The sequence below is a fragment of the Bradyrhizobium sp. IC4060 genome (assembly GCF_020193715.1).
GTDB lineage: Bacteria > Pseudomonadota > Alphaproteobacteria > Rhizobiales > Xanthobacteraceae > Bradyrhizobium > Bradyrhizobium yuanmingense.
The window spans coordinates 353,054-368,375 of sequence record NZ_JADYVJ010000002.1 but is presented as its reverse complement, the minus strand read 5'-3'; the positions used below and the strand labels follow the sequence as shown (position 1 = coordinate 368,375).

Sequence of the window (15,322 nt, the reverse complement as noted above, 5' to 3'; positions counted from 1 at the left end):
ACGATCCCTGTCGGGCGAGGATGGGCCCCGATGATGTCGGTTGCCGCAGTTCCCGACAAGCGGGCATTACGCAGGGCACATACGCAAGATTCCTGCGCAAGGCTGATCGCAAGGCTGCCCGCCGGATCGCCTTCATGTGGACTCTGGGCGGGCAGATTGCCTACCAGCTCGGCAGCACCGCGCCCTTGAACTTGGTCAGGACGAACTCCTTGACCTCAGGCGTGTGGTAACTGTCCACGAGGATCTTGACCCAAGGCTTGTCCTTGTCGGCGCTGCGCACCGCGATCAGGTTGACATAGGGCCCCTTCGGGTCCTCGCGCAGGATCGGATCCTTGACCGGATCGAGGCCCGCCTGGGTTGCATAGTTGGTGTTGATCGCGGCGGCATCGACGTCGTCGAGCGCGCGCGGTGCCTGCGCCGCGTCGACCTCGATGAACTTCAGCTTCTTGGGATTGTCGGTGATGTCGAGCACGGTCGGCTTGAAGCCGGTGCCGTCCTTCAGCTTGATCACGCCCTTGTCGCGCAGCAGCAGCAGCACGCGGCCGCCATTGGTCGGGTCGTTCGGGATCGAGACCTTGCCGCCCGCGGGGATGTCGCCGAAGGCCTTGTGCTTCTTCGAATAGACGCCGATCGGGAAGTTCACGGTCAGGCCGACGGATTCGATCTTGTAGCCGCGGTCGGCCTTCTGGTTGTCCAGGTAAGGCTGGTTCTGAAACGAATTGGCCTGGATCTCGCCGGCATCGAGCGCGGCGTTCGGCACCACGTAATCGGAGAACTCCAGGAGCTGGATGTCGAGGCCCTGCTTGGCGGCGATCGGCTTCACGGCTTCGAGGATCTGCGCATGCGGCCCCGGCGTCACGCCGATCTTGATGGTCTCGGCCGCGGCTGCGGCGGACCATGCGGCCAGCACGGCAGAGAGAATCAGGGGAAGGCGAAACGGCATCTTGGTCTCCTTGGGTCTTGCGGCAACGGACCCGTATTCCCTTTTCTGCGGTGCGAAATCAATGAAATGGAAATCCATATTGTCCGCGGCTCGGGGCCAGCCTTTCTCCATTCGGCCGCAAACGGAAAACGAATGCAGAGTGCGACAAAGTGCGCGCGCGTAACCCGGATGAAGCGCCGCGCAAGCAGGGCTGCTGCCGCTCGTGGCAAGAATCCCGGATTGCACTTTCGTTCCATCCGCAGCCGGGCCGGCGTCCTTCTCTTTGACTCCACCACGCCCGACGTGCTGAGTTAGCGCGCACTGAGCCGGTGGCGACGAAGTGGGGATCATCCAATGAACGAGAACGAAATCCGCAATCTGGTCGCAGAGGTGAAGCAAGGCACGCTGTCTCGGCGCTCATTCATCAGGACAATGGCCGCGGTCGGAATCGCAGCGCCGATCGCGAGCCAGATCCTGGTCTGGCACGACGTCGCGATGGCTGACGCCACGCTGCCGTACAAGCCGGCCAAGGCCGGCGGCGGCGGCACGCTCAAGATGCTGCTCTGGCAGGCGCCCACCCTGCTCAATCCGCACTTCGCGCTCGGCACCAAGGACCAGATCGCCTCGCGCATCTTCTTCGAGCCGCTCGCCGGCTGGGACAAGGAGGGCAACCTCATTCCCTGCCTCGCCGCCGAGGCGCCGACCAAGGCGAACGGCGGCCTTGCGGCCGACGGCATGAGCGTGATCTGGAAGCTGAAGCGGGGCGTGACCTGGCATGACGGCAAGCCCTTCACCGCCGACGACGTCGTCTTCACCTGGCAATACGCCGCGGATCTCGCCACCGCGGCCTACACCACGGGCTCCTACAAGGACATCAAGGTCGAGAAGATCGACGACCACGCCGTCAAGGTGATCTTCCGGGCGCCGACGCCGTTCTGGGCGGATCCGTTCGTCGGCTCGGTCGGGATGATCCTGCCGAAGCATCATTTCGGCGAGTATGTCGGGGCCAAGTCGCGCGAAGCGCCGGGCAATCTGAAGCCGGTCGGCACCGGCCCGTACAAATTCGTCGAGTTCAAGCCGGGCGACATGATCCGCGCCGAGCGCAATCCCGACTATCACATCAAGAACCAGCCGCATTTCGACATGGTCGAGATCAAGGGCGGCGGCGACGCGGTGTCCGCGGCGCGCGCCGTGCTGCAAACCGGCGAGTACGACTTCGCCTGGAACATGCAGGTGGAGGAGGAGGTCCTCAAGCGCATGGAGGCCGGCGGCAAGGGCAAGCTCGAGATCACGCCTTCAGGCAATGTCGAGTTCATCATCCTCAACACGACAGACCCCTGGACCGAGGTCGACGGCGAGCGCTCCAGCGTCAAGACCAAGCATCCGACGCTGTCCGATCCCGCCGTTCGCCGCGCGATCAACTTCCTGATCGACCGCGATTCGATCCAGAAGTTCATCTACGGCCGCGGCGCCATCGCCACCGCGAGCTTCGTCAACGCGCCCAAGCAGTTCAAGTCGCCGAAGCTGAAATACGAGTTCGACATCGACAAGGCCAACAAGATCCTCGACGAGGCCGGCTGGACCAAGGGCGCGGACGGCATCCGGGAGAAGGACGGCAAGAAGCTCAAATACGTATTCCAGACCTCGACCAACGCGCCGCGGCAGAAGACGCAGGCCATCATCAAGCAGGCGTGCCAGAAGGCCGGCATCGACATCGAGATCAAGGCGGTCACCGCCTCCGTGTTCTTCTCCTCCGACGTCGGCAATCCCGACACCTACTCGAAATTCTATGCCGACATGGAGATGTACAACACCACGCAGCCGCAGCCCGATCCGGAGCGTCTGCTGAACCAGTGCGTGTCTTGGGAGATCGCCACCAAGGACAACAAATGGCTCGGCCGCAACAATTCGCGCTATTCCGATCCCGAAGCCGACAAGGCCTACAAGGCCGCGCAGAACGAGCTCGATCCGGTCAAGCGCGCCGCGCTGCTGATGAAGGTCGACGAGATCTTCTGCGAGGCCAACGTATTCCTGCCCCTGCTCTCGCGCCACGTCGTCAACGCCGGCGCCAACAATTTGATGATCGACATCTCCGGCTGGGACACCATCACGTGGAACCTGGCGGCGTGGTATCGGACCTGAGGAGCCCGTGAGCGCGCTGATGGTTGCAGCGCAGCGCGGGATTCAGAACGTGACACCGAATCCTTTCCACTGTGTGCTCCAGATCACAGCGGAATCGCGCAACCTCGCCTACAAGGATCAGGCATGGCCGCAAACAAGGTAACGGCGGTACGCACGAGGCTGGGAAGACCATCAACAGCTACGGACTTTGTGACGCCGCCAGGGTGAACAACCCGGCGGCTTTTTCCTTGCTCGCGCGACCGGAACCTACGGTCCGCGCGCAGAGGACGGAGATACCGCCCGGCGCTATGAAGCGCCCGAGCTCTTTCGCTCCTCGCGTTCATCTTCGATCTGACGTTCGGCTTCCAGCCAGAACTCCAACTCGCGATTGCTCGGCCGTCCCGCCTGCTCCCAGAGCTCATAGGCGCGTGTGCGCACCTTGCCACGGCGCATTATGCGAAGCAGCTTTCGTTTCAGTTCCTCCGCGAAGCTCCTGAAGCGTTGTCCGGTGGTTTCATCCCTGACGAGCGAGGCCGCTCGCGTTGCGAGTTCGATCTGGTGCTCTAGCTTCTTCTGCTCGTCCACCACCGAAACTGCCGCGGAAAGAATTGTTGTCGGAGCCGTGCGGACACTAAATTCCTTTCCGGGATGGTCCGTTCCCTGAGGTGCAGCGTTTCGGAAGTGACCAGCCGAGCAGGCATCGGTTGGGCGCCGCTAGTGCCACGTCGTGTCGGCTTCGACGATCACCACCCTGATTTCAGGGTCCTCAGTCGTGTTGCAGGAGCAGGGCATGCCCTCGCCACAGCGGCAGCCGCCGAGCTTCTCGCTCCAGACCCGGAGCGGATGGTTTTCGCAGACCCATCCAAGACCCTGGCAGAATGGGCAGGTCTTGTCGGTCACAGCGTATCCGGCGTCCGCAGCGTGCTCGACCTGTCCTCGTTGCGCAGCTCCTGCTCCGCCGCGTGCCAAAATTCCTCCTCGCGCCCTTCGGGCTTGCCCGCCTGCTCCCACAATTGGTGCGCGCGTTCTCTGATCTCTTGCTCGGTCGGCTCGGACAATTGCACCTCCTGCTTGGAAGCACGGCCCCACCCAGGGGGGTATGGGGGGCTTGGAGGCGGGGCCGTGCAGGCCAGCGATCGGCGGCGATGCTGACCCGCGGAGTCAAGTTTCGATCGGGCGCGAGAGTTCCAAGCTGCGCCTGTGCGGCACGACGCCGCGAAGGAAAATCCAGGACGCGGCAAACAATCCACCATGTTCCCAAGGCGAGCGGCCGCAGCAATTGCCTCAAGGCAGTCGGCACTCGGGGCACAGCTGCTGCTGTGCCCCTTTCTGAGATGCCAAGGACGCGCGTTAGAGCAATCCCACCCTGTGCATGATTTCCCGGATCTGCGCCGGATTCGGATCCACCATCATGGGCGCGACTGCCGCGCCTGCGGTCTGTGCGGGACCGTGAGCGACGGAGCTCGATCCGTTCTTGATCGGATCGACGGACTGCAGATTCATTGCGGCCGCCGTTTGTGCCGGACCGCGCGCCACGTGGATCGCACTGCCGTGCACGGGATCGGCGGATGGCGGCGGCGACCCCACGGGAACCATGCTCGGCGCTTCGACCGACTGCAATCCAAGCAGACGCCGCAACGTTGCCAGCGCAGGGTCGGTTGCGGTAGCGGCGGCGATCACCGGGGCGACGCCGGTTTCCAGGCCGAGTGCCCGCATCACGTTCGGCAATCCCGCGCCGGTCCGATTTGGGTCGCCAAACTGCAGCGGCGTCGCGGTTTCCTTCAGAATTTGGAACAGCCGCTCGACACGGCGTGCGTCGCGATTCTGAAAGTTGCCTTTGGTGAAGTCCGGATGATGCGCCAGCACCAGCGCGGCCAGGCCCGTGACATGGGGAGTCGCCATCGAGGTGCCGTCCCATGCTCCGAAGCCATCGGCGGGAAGCGACGAGACGATCGCCACACCAGGCGCGCAGACGTCGACCTCCGGACCGAAGCAGGAGAACTTTGCCGGAAAATATCCGTCGCGGCTCTGGAAGCCGTCGAGGGCCTGCTGCGAATGATAGCTGTCGTTGGGGAATTCGCCCCACTTGCCGATCGCGGCAACCGCCAGGCAATGCGGCGTCGACGCGGGAAACTGCACCGGCCCCGAGGAATTGCCCGCGGCGATGATGCAGGCCATACCCATTTGCTTGGCCCGGATGATGCGTTCCTCGATAATGCGCGAAGGCTCGCCGCCGCCCAGGCTCATATTGGCAACATCGATGCCATGCTCCATGCAGTAATCGAGCGCGGAGACGAGATCGCTGAACCGGCCGCCGGGGAAGATGCGGCAGACGTGGATTTCCGCCGCGGGAGCGAAGCCGCGGATGCCGCCACCGGCGCCGACGGGTCCGCCAGCGATGATTCCAGCGCAATGCGATCCGTGGCCGATCGTATCGACGGTCCAGGCCGCCTTGTCGGTCCCGACGATACTGGTGCCTGCCGTGATGCCGTGCAGATTGCGATGGGTCGGCGCCAGGCCGGAATCGATGACTGCGATCTTCATGCCGGCGCCATCGAAGGACGGAGGCAGACGATCAAGGCCCATCGCGCGCTCACCCCATCCCATCAATTGCTGGCCGGGGAAATTCCGCAACACCGCGCCGAGCGCCCTGGCAACGATCCGGTTGACGCTGTTAGGAACGAGCTGCGGACGATCGAGCCAGAAGGTCCAGTAGTCGATCTTCGGTTTGACCAGGATCGAGCGGATGGTCTCGGGTCTTTCGCCTTGCAGGGTCACTGTGGCGCGGCCGGTGGCGTCGGTGATGCCTTGGGCCGGCCACATGCTGCCGAACACATAAACCTCGGCTTCAGGCAGCGGACCATCCTGGCCCAGCACTTCGATCGTGGTCGTGAAGCCGTCGGCCAGCGGTGTCAGCACCCCCGGATTGGGCAGCTGCGGCGTGGTCGGATCGAGCATGTAGCTCAGCCGCTCGTCGCGCTCCACCGCGCAACGCTGTCCCGCCTGGGTCTGCAGCAACTTGGCCTTGTCAGGAGTCATCTTGGCGAGGACCAGCGGGCTGAGCGGCACTTGTCCGAGCTCTGCGCTCTGAAATCCGAACAGGCGCGGCGGAGAGACCGTTTTCACCACTTCGATGTCGGGACTGTTGCTGAGCTGCTGAGTCAGGAAATCGACGCTGAAGGTCGCAAGCCCGGGCTGCTGCTGCGGCGCGATCATGAATTGCGCCGGGCGCGCTGCGATCGTTGCGGGCTCCTGCCCCCTTGACGATGATGGAGCGGTGCCCTGGTCCGGAACGGACCCATTGCCGTTCATCGCGGCTTCGGTCGCGTCGTGCTCGCCCTGCGTGGAAGTTCCTGATTTGCCTTTCGTGGCCATCTGCGGCCTCCTTGATGTTTTGCGTGTCCAATGTTTGCCCACCGACGTCAGTCGGCATCGAATGGCTTCAGCGCTGAATCCGGTTCGACCACCAGCGTGGCAAACGTCGATTTCAGGCGATCGGCCTGTGTCGTCGTCATCGACAGGATGACGACATCGGGTGCGACTTGCGCGACTCGCTTCACGCCGGGTTCACGCTGCAAGTGTTCGTTGAGCTCACCGGATTGGACCGGGCCTCCCTGCACGATGAATTGCTGCGACGCGGTTGAATCGGCCATCTGGTTTCCATTCACGTCTAAGCGCAGAGGGCGGGCTTGCGCCCGCCCCCACGCGTTGGGTCTAGTGCATCGTGCCAGCGGGCTGGCCGGCGTTGAAGACTCCGAGCTGACGGCCGATATCGAGGCCGGTCTGGGCGCCCTGGCCGATCTTCTTCAGCACGCTCCAGAAGCCCTGCAGCTCGATGTCGGAGACCTGCGCCGCCGCGGGCTGCAGGCCGGGCTGGGCGCTGAACACGCCGAGCTGCTTGCCCACATCCAAGCCGGTCTGCACGCCCTGGCCGATCTTCTTCAGCACGCTCCAGAAGCTCTGCAGCTCCATGTCGGAGACTTGCGCCGCCGCGGGTTGCAGGCCGGGCTGGGCGCTGAACACGCCGAGCTGCTTGCCCACATCCAAGCCGGTCTGCACGCCGTGCCCGATCTTCTTCAGCACGCTCCAGAAGCCCTGCAGCTCCATGTCGGAGACCTCCGCCGCCGCGGGCTGCAGGCCGGGCTGGGCGCTGAACACGCCGAGCTGCTTGCCGACGTCCAAGCCGGTCTGCACGCCCTGGCCGATCTTCTTCAGCACGCTCCAGAAGCTCTGCAGCTCCATGTCGGAGACTTGCGCCGCGGCAGGCTGACCGCCGGGGCCGGCACTGAACACGCCGAGCTGGCGACCGATATCGAGGCCGGTCTGGGCACCCTGGCCGATCTTCTTCAGCACGCTCCAGAAGCTCTGCAGCTCGATGTCGGAAACCTGCGCCGCGGCGGGCTCCAAGCCGGGCTGGGCGCTGAACACGCCAAGCTGCTTGCCGACATTCACGCCGGTCTGCACGCCCTGGCCGATCTTCTTCAGCACGCTCCAGAAGCTCTGCAGCTCCATGTCGGAAACCTGCGCCGCCGCGGGCTCCAGGCCAGGCTGGGCGCTGAACACGCCGAGCTGCTTGCCGACATTCACGCCGGTCTGCACGCCCTGGCCGATCTTCTTCAGCACGCTCCAGAAGCCCTGCAACTCCATGTCGGAGACCTGCACGGTACCTTGCATGTCCGGACCGGCCGAGAACGGCAGGAAGCCACCACCGATGTTGCCGATCGCGCCGCCGATCTGCTTCCCCTTCTTGCCGCCGAGCAGGTTGCCGATAACGCGTCCGGCCGCGCCGCCGAGGATCGAGCCGAAGATCCCCTGCGGGTCCAATTGGCCGTAGTCCTCAGTCTGTTGCTGAAATCCAGTCATGTTCAAAATCTCCTGATGAAGTGCTTGAGCCGTGAGCGACACGCGCTCCCCACAGGGAGGCGGGATCACTGCGCACGATTGTGCGAGCGGCTGAAGGCTACGACAGGGATCGTGATGCAGGCGTCACGTCGAGCGTGAAAGTTGCGTCAGAATTCTTATCGCGAGGCAATTTGAGTGAAGTAGATCTCACAGCGGCTCGGAACGTGTGCCGGATTTCGAGCTGCAGCCGTTCCGTCTCTCGCTCCGGCGCTGCGCCAACCTCGCGCCACAGTACGGAGCGGCAGAGATCGTACTGACGGAGCGCATCGGTCCGGCGGCCTTGCTGCGCGTAACAGCGCATCAAGATGCGATGAATCTCTTCCTGCAACGGGTCGATTGCGAGGATCCGTAGCGCGAGTGCGATCGCGATATCCATGTGTTCGCGCCCGCCGGAGTCGAGCAGGCCCGCAAGCGCCCGCATCGCCTGGGTCCGCAGTCGCTGGCGCTCGGCAGACAGCCAGGCCTCGAATTGGCATGATGTCGAGCCGATGCCCTCGAGAAGGTCGCCGCGATAAAGCACCGCCGCGCGGGCCAGACGTTCGGGATCCCCTCCCGTCAAAAGCCGCTCGAACTCCCCGACATCGGTGCTGATGCTGTTCGGACAGATGCGTATATCATCGCGATCGGCCAGGATCACATCCGAATATCGCGGCAGCTCACGCCGCAACGTGAGCAGGGCTTGTCGAAGACTGGCGCGCGCGCGATCGCCGAAATGACCGTCCCACAACAGCGTCGCGAGCTTGCCGCGCGAAATGGCGCGAGGGGAACTGAGCGCCACGTAGCCCAGGAGAGTTGCAGCCTTGCGACTGGGGATCAACACCGACTCGCCGGTCGCACACACGACCTCGACACCGCCGAAGAGATTGATCTGGAGCAGCGACATTGTCCTTTTCCTTCGGTCATTGTCTTCTGTCCCTCATTCTATCCAGGGGCGAACATTCTTCTTATGATCATGATCACTAGGACACGGACAGCGCCGATTGGCCGCACATCGTCGATCAGACCGGATGCTCTTACGGGCACCATACAATCTAGGTTAGACAAAGCAATGGAACTCGCCTTGGCTCCGCGTCAGCAATTTGTGAGAGCGGAAATTTCAGATGTGTGAGGTAGCCCATAGTCAGCATGCAAATTGCAGGCGCCACAATTGCTCGCATTTGATGCATCTTTCGTGCGGACGCCGGACGCCGCAAGCTGTCGCATGACGTGACGCACCGAATGCCGTGCAAGTTGTCCCACTCGACGGTACTCGACAAAGCGAAGTCATGGGTCATGATTGCATCCATATAGAGCAGATCCGTCGACAACGGGTTCGCGGCTTCGCGACCGCCTTACGTCATCCGAACCCAGACGCCATTACCCGCCGACGACTTCACCGCAGCATCGATCAACTTCACGCCGGCGAGGCCATCCTCGACCGTCGGGAAGACGACGTCGGGATGCGGCTTTTCACCGGCCGCTGCCGCGCGGATGGCGCGCGCCGCCTCGGCATAGATCGTTGCGAAGCCTTCAAGGTAGCCCTCAGGGTGGCCTGATGGGATGCGGCTAACGCGGGCGGCCTCGCCCATTGCGCCGGCTCCGCCGCGGGTCAGGAGCTGCCTGGGCTTGCCGTAGCGTGTGAACCAGAGATGGTTCGGATTCTCCTGCGCCCATTCGAGGCCGCCTTTGCTGCCGTAGACGCGCAGCGTGAGCCCGTTCTCGTTGCCGACGGCAACCTGACTCGCCCACAGCATGCCCTTGGCGCCGCCCTTCCACTTCAGGAGGATCTGGACATCATCGTCGAGCCGCCGCCCCTCGACGAAGATCGACAATTGGGCGAGCAATTCGTCGAGCTCGAGCCCGCTGACGAAGCAGGCAAGATTGTAAGCATGGGTGCCGATGTCGCCGATGCACCCGCCGGCGCCGGACCGGAACGGGTCGGTGCGCCACGCCGCCTGCTTCTGGCCGGTGGTTTCCAATGGCTCAGTCAGCCAATCCTGCAGATACTCGGCCTTGACGAGACGGATCTCGCCGAGATCGCCATTCGCGACCATGGCGCGCGCTTGCCGGATCATGGGATAGCCGGTGTAATTGTGCGTGACGACGAAGATCCTGCCCGTCTTCCTGACCAGCGCCACCAGTTCCTCGGCCTCTGCAACGGTCGTCGTCAGCGGCTTGTCGCAGATGACGTGGATGCCGGCTTCAAGGAAAGCTTTCGCGACCGGGCTGTGCAGGTGATTGGGTGTCACGATCGAGACCGCCTCGATGCCATCCGCCCTCGCCGCTTCAGCCCGCGCCATCTCCTCGAAGGAGCCATAGGCCCGGCCGTCAGCGATACCGAGCTCCTTTGCGGACGTCTTGGCGCGAACCGGATCCGACGCGAGCGCGCCGGCGACCAGCTCGAACTGGTCGTCGATGCGCGCGGCAATGCGGTGGACGGCACCGATGAAGGCGCCCTGGCCACCGCCGACCATGCCGAGCCGGATACGACGATGGCCGCCGGTTTCGTTGCTTGCTTCGATCGCCATGTTGCACCCTCTCTTTTAGGAGATGCCGAGCATCTTGCGGTTGGCAGCCGCGTCAGCGCCGCTGCCTGCGAAATCGTCGAAGGCTTTCTCCGTCACCCGGATGATATGGTTTCGGATGAACTCGGCGCCCTCGGCCGCGCCTTGCTCGGGATGTTTCAGGGCACACTCCCACTCGAGCACCGCCCAGCTGTCGTAATCGTATTGCGTGAGCTTGGAGAAAATGGCGCCGAAATCGACCTGACCGTCGCCGAGTGAGCGGAAGCGGCCGGCACGGTCGACCCAGCTCTGGAAACCGCCATAGACGCCCTGGCGACCGGTCGGATTGAATTCGGCGTCCTTGACGTGAAACGCCTTAATGCGCTGGTGGTAGATGTCGATGTAGTCGAGATAGTCGAGCTGTTGCAGCACGAAGTGCGAGGGATCGTAGAGCAGGTTCGCGCGCGGATGATTGTTCACCCGCTCGAGAAACATTTCGTAGGAGACACCGTCGTGGAGGTCCTCGCCAGGATGGATCTCATAGGCGAGATCGACACCGTGCTCGTCGGCATAGTCGAGGATCGGCCGCCAGCGCTTGGCGAGTTCGTCGAAGGCGGTCTCGATCAGGCCGGCGGGGCGCTGCGGCCAGGGATAGACATAGGGCCAGGCAAGCGCGCCGGAAAACGTTGCCTGGGCCGTCAGCCCGAGCCGCCGGGACGCCAGGATGGCGCGCTTGACCTGATCGACGGCCCATTCCGTGCGGGCCTTGGAATTGCCACGCACGTCCGGCGCGGCGAAGCCGTCGAACGGCGCATCATAGGCCGGGTGAACGGCGACGAGCTGGCCTTGCAGATGGGTCGAAAGCTCGGTGATGGAAAGCCCGTGCCGAGCCGCAACACCCTTCACCTCGTCGGCATAGGCCTGGGACTCCGAGGCCTTGTTGAGGTCGAAGAGCCGCCCATCCCAACTCGGAATCTGGATTCCCTTGTAGCCAAGCGAGGCGGCCCATCCGCATATGGCATCGAGCGAATTGAACGGCGCCGCATCGCCAGCGAACTGAGCGAGGAATATCGCAGGCCCTTTGATCATCTTCATCGCGTGCTTCCTTCCTTGGACGTTTTTGGGCGCTTTCCGCGCACTTGGTTCGAGGATGCCGGCCATCAAGGGAGAGAGCAATACCGGACTATGCAACGAGAAAAGCTTCAAACGGCCGCAGGACAGATCCAGGCCGCAGCTTCATCGCTTCTGCAACACGCTGGAAAGCGCCGGACCGTCGTTCAAGATCGAGAAGATTTCTCGCGAGGATAGATGCTCTGCGGCCTCCTCGAAAGTTTCGCTTGCATCGACCTTGGCACGGCCGACCGCCAGGTTGGCGTCGACCGTGTCGGGCCTGGTGGCGCGAGGAGGCAGCAACTGCGCGAGGTGGAAGGCCAGGAGCGCGGAGTCTTGGCGCAGCTCCACCAAGGCGGGGCTGCCCCCTACGTCTGCCGACGCGCTGAGTTCGTTCGCTCGCCGCAGCACGGAAGGCGGCTCTCGTTCTTCGGGAGTAACAAACAATCTTCCGAAGGCGGGCATGGCGGTCAGCGCGCCTATGGGAACGGCGAACAGCAGCCCAACGATGACCGGCGACATCCAAAGCAGAAGGGGCACCGAAACCGCGTAGGCGCTTGCGGCCATCGCAACGCCGCACAGGGTTGGAATGCCGTACTTCCGGTAGAGTTCGCGGCGCTCCACTGTGCCGTCGTCGCGCCTCTGCGTCTGCCAGCCGGCATCGCGGCCGGCCAGAATCTCGATCACCGCGATCGACTGAAAGATCATCATCACCGGCGCCATCAGCGCGGATACGACGATCTCTGCGAGAACTCCGGCCGAAGCACGCAACGCGCCGCCGAACTGGCGTCTCACCGAGCCGCGCATCCAAACGAGCACGAGGCTGAGCAGCTTCGGCAACAGCAGCAGACCCATCGTGGCGACGAACACCCAGATGGCGAGCACGGGATCCTGGGCTGGCCACGTCGGAAACAACGAGAAACCCTTCGGAAAATACTCCGGCCGCACGAAGCGGGCCTGCAGCGAGATCAACATTCCCAGCAAGAGGAACAGCAGCCAGAGGGGCGCCGTCAGATATGCCCCTATCCCCACCATGAAATGCACGCGCGATACCCAGTGGAGACCCCGCGCTGGCACGACAGCCAGATGCTGAAGATTGCCCTGACACCAGCGTCGGTCGCGCGCCGCAAAATCGAGCAGCGAAGGCGGCACCTCTTCGTAGCTCCCGCCGAGCGTCGGCAGCATGTAGATGCCCCACCCGGCCCGCCGCATCAAGGCACCCTCGACGAAATCGTGGCTCAGGATGTGCCCGCCGAATGGCTTGCGTCCGCGCAACTGCGGCAGCGCGGCCGATTCCGCGAACGCCTTCACCCGGATGATCGCGTTGTGGCCCCAGTAATTACCTTCCGAGCCGTGCCACCAGGCGACGCCGGCGGCGATCATCGGTCCGTAGAGGCGGCCTGCGAATTGCTGGACTCGGCTGAACAGGCTTCGCGCGTTGACGACCATGGGGAGCGTCTGGACGAGGCCGGCGCTCGGATTGCTCTCCATGGCATGGACCAGTCGGACGATGGTCTGCCCGCTCATGAGACTGTCGGCGTCGAGCACGATCATGAAGTCGTAGGCGCCGCCGAACCGCGTGATCCACTCGGAGATGTTGCCGGCTTTCCGAGCCGTGTTGTCGGCTCGATGGCGATAGTACAGCCTTGGCGTTCCGACGGCTTGTCGCAGCGCGAGGAGCGCTTTTTCCTCGGCGACCCAGATGTCGGGATCGGTGCTGTCGCTCAGAACGTACCAGTCGAACAGCTTTCCTTGCGAGGTCGTCTCCAGGGATTCGATGATCGCGCGAAGCCGCGCCGTCAATCGGTGCGGATCTTCATTGTAGGTGGGAAGCAGCATGGCGGTGCGGCTTGCGATCGCAGGCAGCTCCTCGTCCGGCGCAAAGGCGCCTGGACGATGGGCCAGCAGCACGAAGAAGCCGGCCAGCGCGGAGGCGAAGGAGAAGGCGACCCAGGCGAGCAGGACCAGGAAGAGCGCCAGCACCATGGCTTCAAGGACGGTGACGCCGCCGACCTGCAGCACGCGATACATCTCATATCCGCCGGCCCCCGTGAGCGCCGCCGTCGAGAGCAGAATGAGGCCGCGCCGCCAGGCCATTGCGGGGGCAACCGGCGCAGGAATACGGTCGGGTACCAGGCTTTTTCCGAGGTCGCCAGGAGCCATCGGAAGGGGGGCCTCCGTCGGCAGCAGGCGCTGGGTCGCGATATCGCCGGCAATCGGCCGCGGTGCAGTGCTCAGGGTGCCCATCGGTAGACCCAGATTTCCGACAAGGGCTTGTCGCCTTCTGCCAGAAATGCCCGCAGCTCGATCGGCTCGCTTTTCACCTGGCACTGGAAGCTGAGCCGCCACCCACCGGTGTAGGGATTAGGCTGCGTGACGATGTTCTTCACCTCAGACTTCCCCGCCGACACCGCGCCTTTGACAGCGGCAGGATCGACGCCCTTGAGGTTGTCGCCATGCAGATCGAGCACGAACAGGCGCGCATCTCCGCCCCTCGCCCCTATCCCGCTTCGCGTGAATCTGGCCAGGGAATGCGGCTTCGGGCTATCCGGCCCCCAATGCAGCCGATAGGTGTAGTTGTGTTCGCCCTTGGCCTGGAGCGGGCTTTTCGGGCGCCAGAATGCGGCAATGTTGTCGTGGATCTCCTCCTTGGTCGGGATCTCGAACAGCACGACGCCGCCCTCGCCCCAATCGCCGATCGGCTCCATCCAGAGACTTGGACGTTTTTCGAAACTGGATTCGATGTCCTGGTAGGCGAAGAAGTTTCTCTCCCGCTGCATCAGCCCGAAGCCACGCGGATTGAGATCCTGGAAGGTGCTGATCTGGAGATCGCGGGGATTGCTGAGCGGCCGCCAGAGGCTTTCGCCCTTCCCGTTGAAGATCGCAAGGCCATCGGAATCGTGGACGGAGGGGCGGAAATCGTCGATGTCGTTGCGGTCGTTCGGACCGTAGAAGAACATGCTGGTCATGGGCGCGAGACCGGCGCGCGGCATCTCGACGCGCGGGTAGACCGACATCTCGACGTCGAAGACCGTCGTCTCCCCGGGGCGCACGGTGAACCGGTAGCTCGCGGTGCAGCTCCTGCTGTCGAGCAGAGCATGAATCACCAACGAGGTCGCACCCGGCGCCGGCCGTTCGAGCCAGAACGTCTTGAAGAGCGGAAATTCCTCGCCCTTGGCTTCGCCCGTATCGATCGAAAGTCCCCGGGCGGAGAGCCCGTACGTCTGCCCCTTGGCCACGGCGCGGAAATAGCTCGCCCCTAGGAAGACGCAGACCTCGTCGTAATAGTCGGGACGGTTCATCGGCGCATGGATGCGGAAGCCTGCGAACCCGAGATCGCTGTCCTCGAACGCAGGGACCTTCTCGCCGAAGGAAAAGTCCGCCTTGCGGTACTTGAGCTCGGATGCCTTTCCGTCCGCGACCTCGAAGATGTTCACTCTGTTCTTGTAGAAGAAGCCGCGGTGGAAAAACTGCGCTTCGAACGGAAGATTCTTGCCGCGCCAGAGCGCCCGCTCGGGCAAAAAGCGGATCGAACGATACTGATCGTAGTCCAGGTCCTTCAATCCGCCCGGGAGCTTCTCGTCGGGCGCCTCGTAGGGCTTGCCCGCCAGCCTCCGCGCCAGGTCCCTCACGGTGGACGGCCCGAACATGTCATCCGAAGGGGCGGCCAGACTGCATCGGGAAGCAAGCAGCAACGCCGGCAGCACTGCCGACCCTTGAACAAGCTGGCGTCGGTTCACGTGCTCTCCCCGATCGTTACTGCTGCCCCGGCCAAGCAAACGAC

The 15,322-nt window shown here is 63.7% G+C and carries 13 protein-coding genes; 1 reads left to right on the top strand and 12 read right to left on the bottom strand.

The window, feature by feature from the left end; translation table 11 throughout:
- Positions 1 to 160: 160 nt before the first annotated feature.
- Positions 161 to 943, bottom strand: a complete 783-nt coding sequence (locus I6F16_RS08560) for a MetQ/NlpA family ABC transporter substrate-binding protein (RefSeq protein ID WP_036027487.1) — start codon at positions 941 to 943, stop codon at positions 161 to 163.
- A 333-nt stretch (positions 944 to 1,276) separates the two neighbouring features.
- Here I6F16_RS08560 and I6F16_RS08555 point away from each other — a divergent pair, with 333 nt between their 5' ends.
- A complete protein-coding gene (locus tag I6F16_RS08555) occupies positions 1,277 to 3,064 on the top strand; it encodes a peptide ABC transporter substrate-binding protein (protein ID WP_057026455.1) in 1,788 nt (595 codons plus the stop codon).
- 285 nt (positions 3,065 to 3,349) lie between these two features.
- Here the strand turns inward: I6F16_RS08555 and I6F16_RS38165 are convergent, their stop codons facing one another.
- The 11 genes from I6F16_RS38165 to I6F16_RS08500 form a co-directional block, all read right to left on the bottom strand.
- Positions 3,350 to 3,628: a DUF2934 domain-containing protein gene (locus I6F16_RS38165; protein WP_036006918.1), complete on the bottom strand. Its 279-nt coding sequence runs from the start codon at positions 3,626 to 3,628 to the stop codon at positions 3,350 to 3,352.
- A 129-nt stretch (positions 3,629 to 3,757) separates the two neighbouring features.
- Positions 3,758 to 3,943, bottom strand: coding sequence for a hypothetical protein (locus I6F16_RS08545; protein WP_074447556.1), 186 nt, complete (start codon positions 3,941 to 3,943; stop codon positions 3,758 to 3,760).
- A complete protein-coding gene (locus tag I6F16_RS08540) occupies positions 3,940 to 4,101 on the bottom strand; it encodes a DUF2934 domain-containing protein (protein ID WP_074447557.1) in 162 nt (53 codons plus the stop codon). Before I6F16_RS08540 ends, I6F16_RS08545 begins: the two co-directional genes overlap by 4 nt.
- A 292-nt stretch (positions 4,102 to 4,393) precedes the next feature.
- Positions 4,394 to 6,418 (bottom strand): S8 family serine peptidase, encoded by a 2,025-nt coding sequence (locus I6F16_RS08535; RefSeq protein WP_050996019.1) that lies wholly within the window; start codon positions 6,416 to 6,418, stop codon positions 4,394 to 4,396.
- A 47-nt stretch (positions 6,419 to 6,465) separates the two neighbouring features.
- Positions 6,466 to 6,696, bottom strand: a complete 231-nt coding sequence (locus I6F16_RS08530) for a hypothetical protein (protein ID WP_036006916.1) — start codon at positions 6,694 to 6,696, stop codon at positions 6,466 to 6,468.
- Between the two features lie 61 nt (positions 6,697 to 6,757).
- A complete protein-coding gene (locus I6F16_RS08525; RefSeq protein WP_225112049.1) occupies positions 6,758 to 7,906 on the bottom strand; it encodes a hypothetical protein in 1,149 nt (382 codons plus the stop codon).
- A gap of 97 nt (positions 7,907 to 8,003) precedes the next feature.
- Positions 8,004 to 8,828, bottom strand: coding sequence for a BTAD domain-containing putative transcriptional regulator (locus I6F16_RS08520; protein ID WP_225173598.1), 825 nt, complete (start codon positions 8,826 to 8,828; stop codon positions 8,004 to 8,006).
- Positions 8,829 to 9,276: 448 nt separating this feature from the next.
- The gene (locus tag I6F16_RS08515) at positions 9,277 to 10,452 is read right to left on the bottom strand and encodes a Gfo/Idh/MocA family oxidoreductase (protein ID WP_225112048.1); all 1,176 of its coding nucleotides are present in this window, start codon (positions 10,450 to 10,452) and stop codon (positions 9,277 to 9,279) included.
- A gap of 15 nt (positions 10,453 to 10,467) precedes the next feature.
- Complete coding sequence (locus I6F16_RS08510; RefSeq protein WP_225112047.1) at positions 10,468 to 11,523, bottom strand: sugar phosphate isomerase/epimerase family protein; 1,056 nt, start codon at positions 11,521 to 11,523, stop codon at positions 10,468 to 10,470.
- A 141-nt stretch (positions 11,524 to 11,664) separates the two neighbouring features.
- Positions 11,665 to 13,785, bottom strand: coding sequence for a glucans biosynthesis glucosyltransferase MdoH (gene mdoH / locus I6F16_RS08505; protein ID WP_225173597.1), 2,121 nt, complete (start codon positions 13,783 to 13,785; stop codon positions 11,665 to 11,667).
- Positions 13,773 to 15,278, bottom strand: a complete 1,506-nt coding sequence (locus I6F16_RS08500) for a glucan biosynthesis protein G (protein ID WP_225112160.1) — start codon at positions 15,276 to 15,278, stop codon at positions 13,773 to 13,775. Before I6F16_RS08500 ends, mdoH begins: the two co-directional genes overlap by 13 nt.
- Between the last annotated feature and the right edge of the window lie 44 nt (positions 15,279 to 15,322).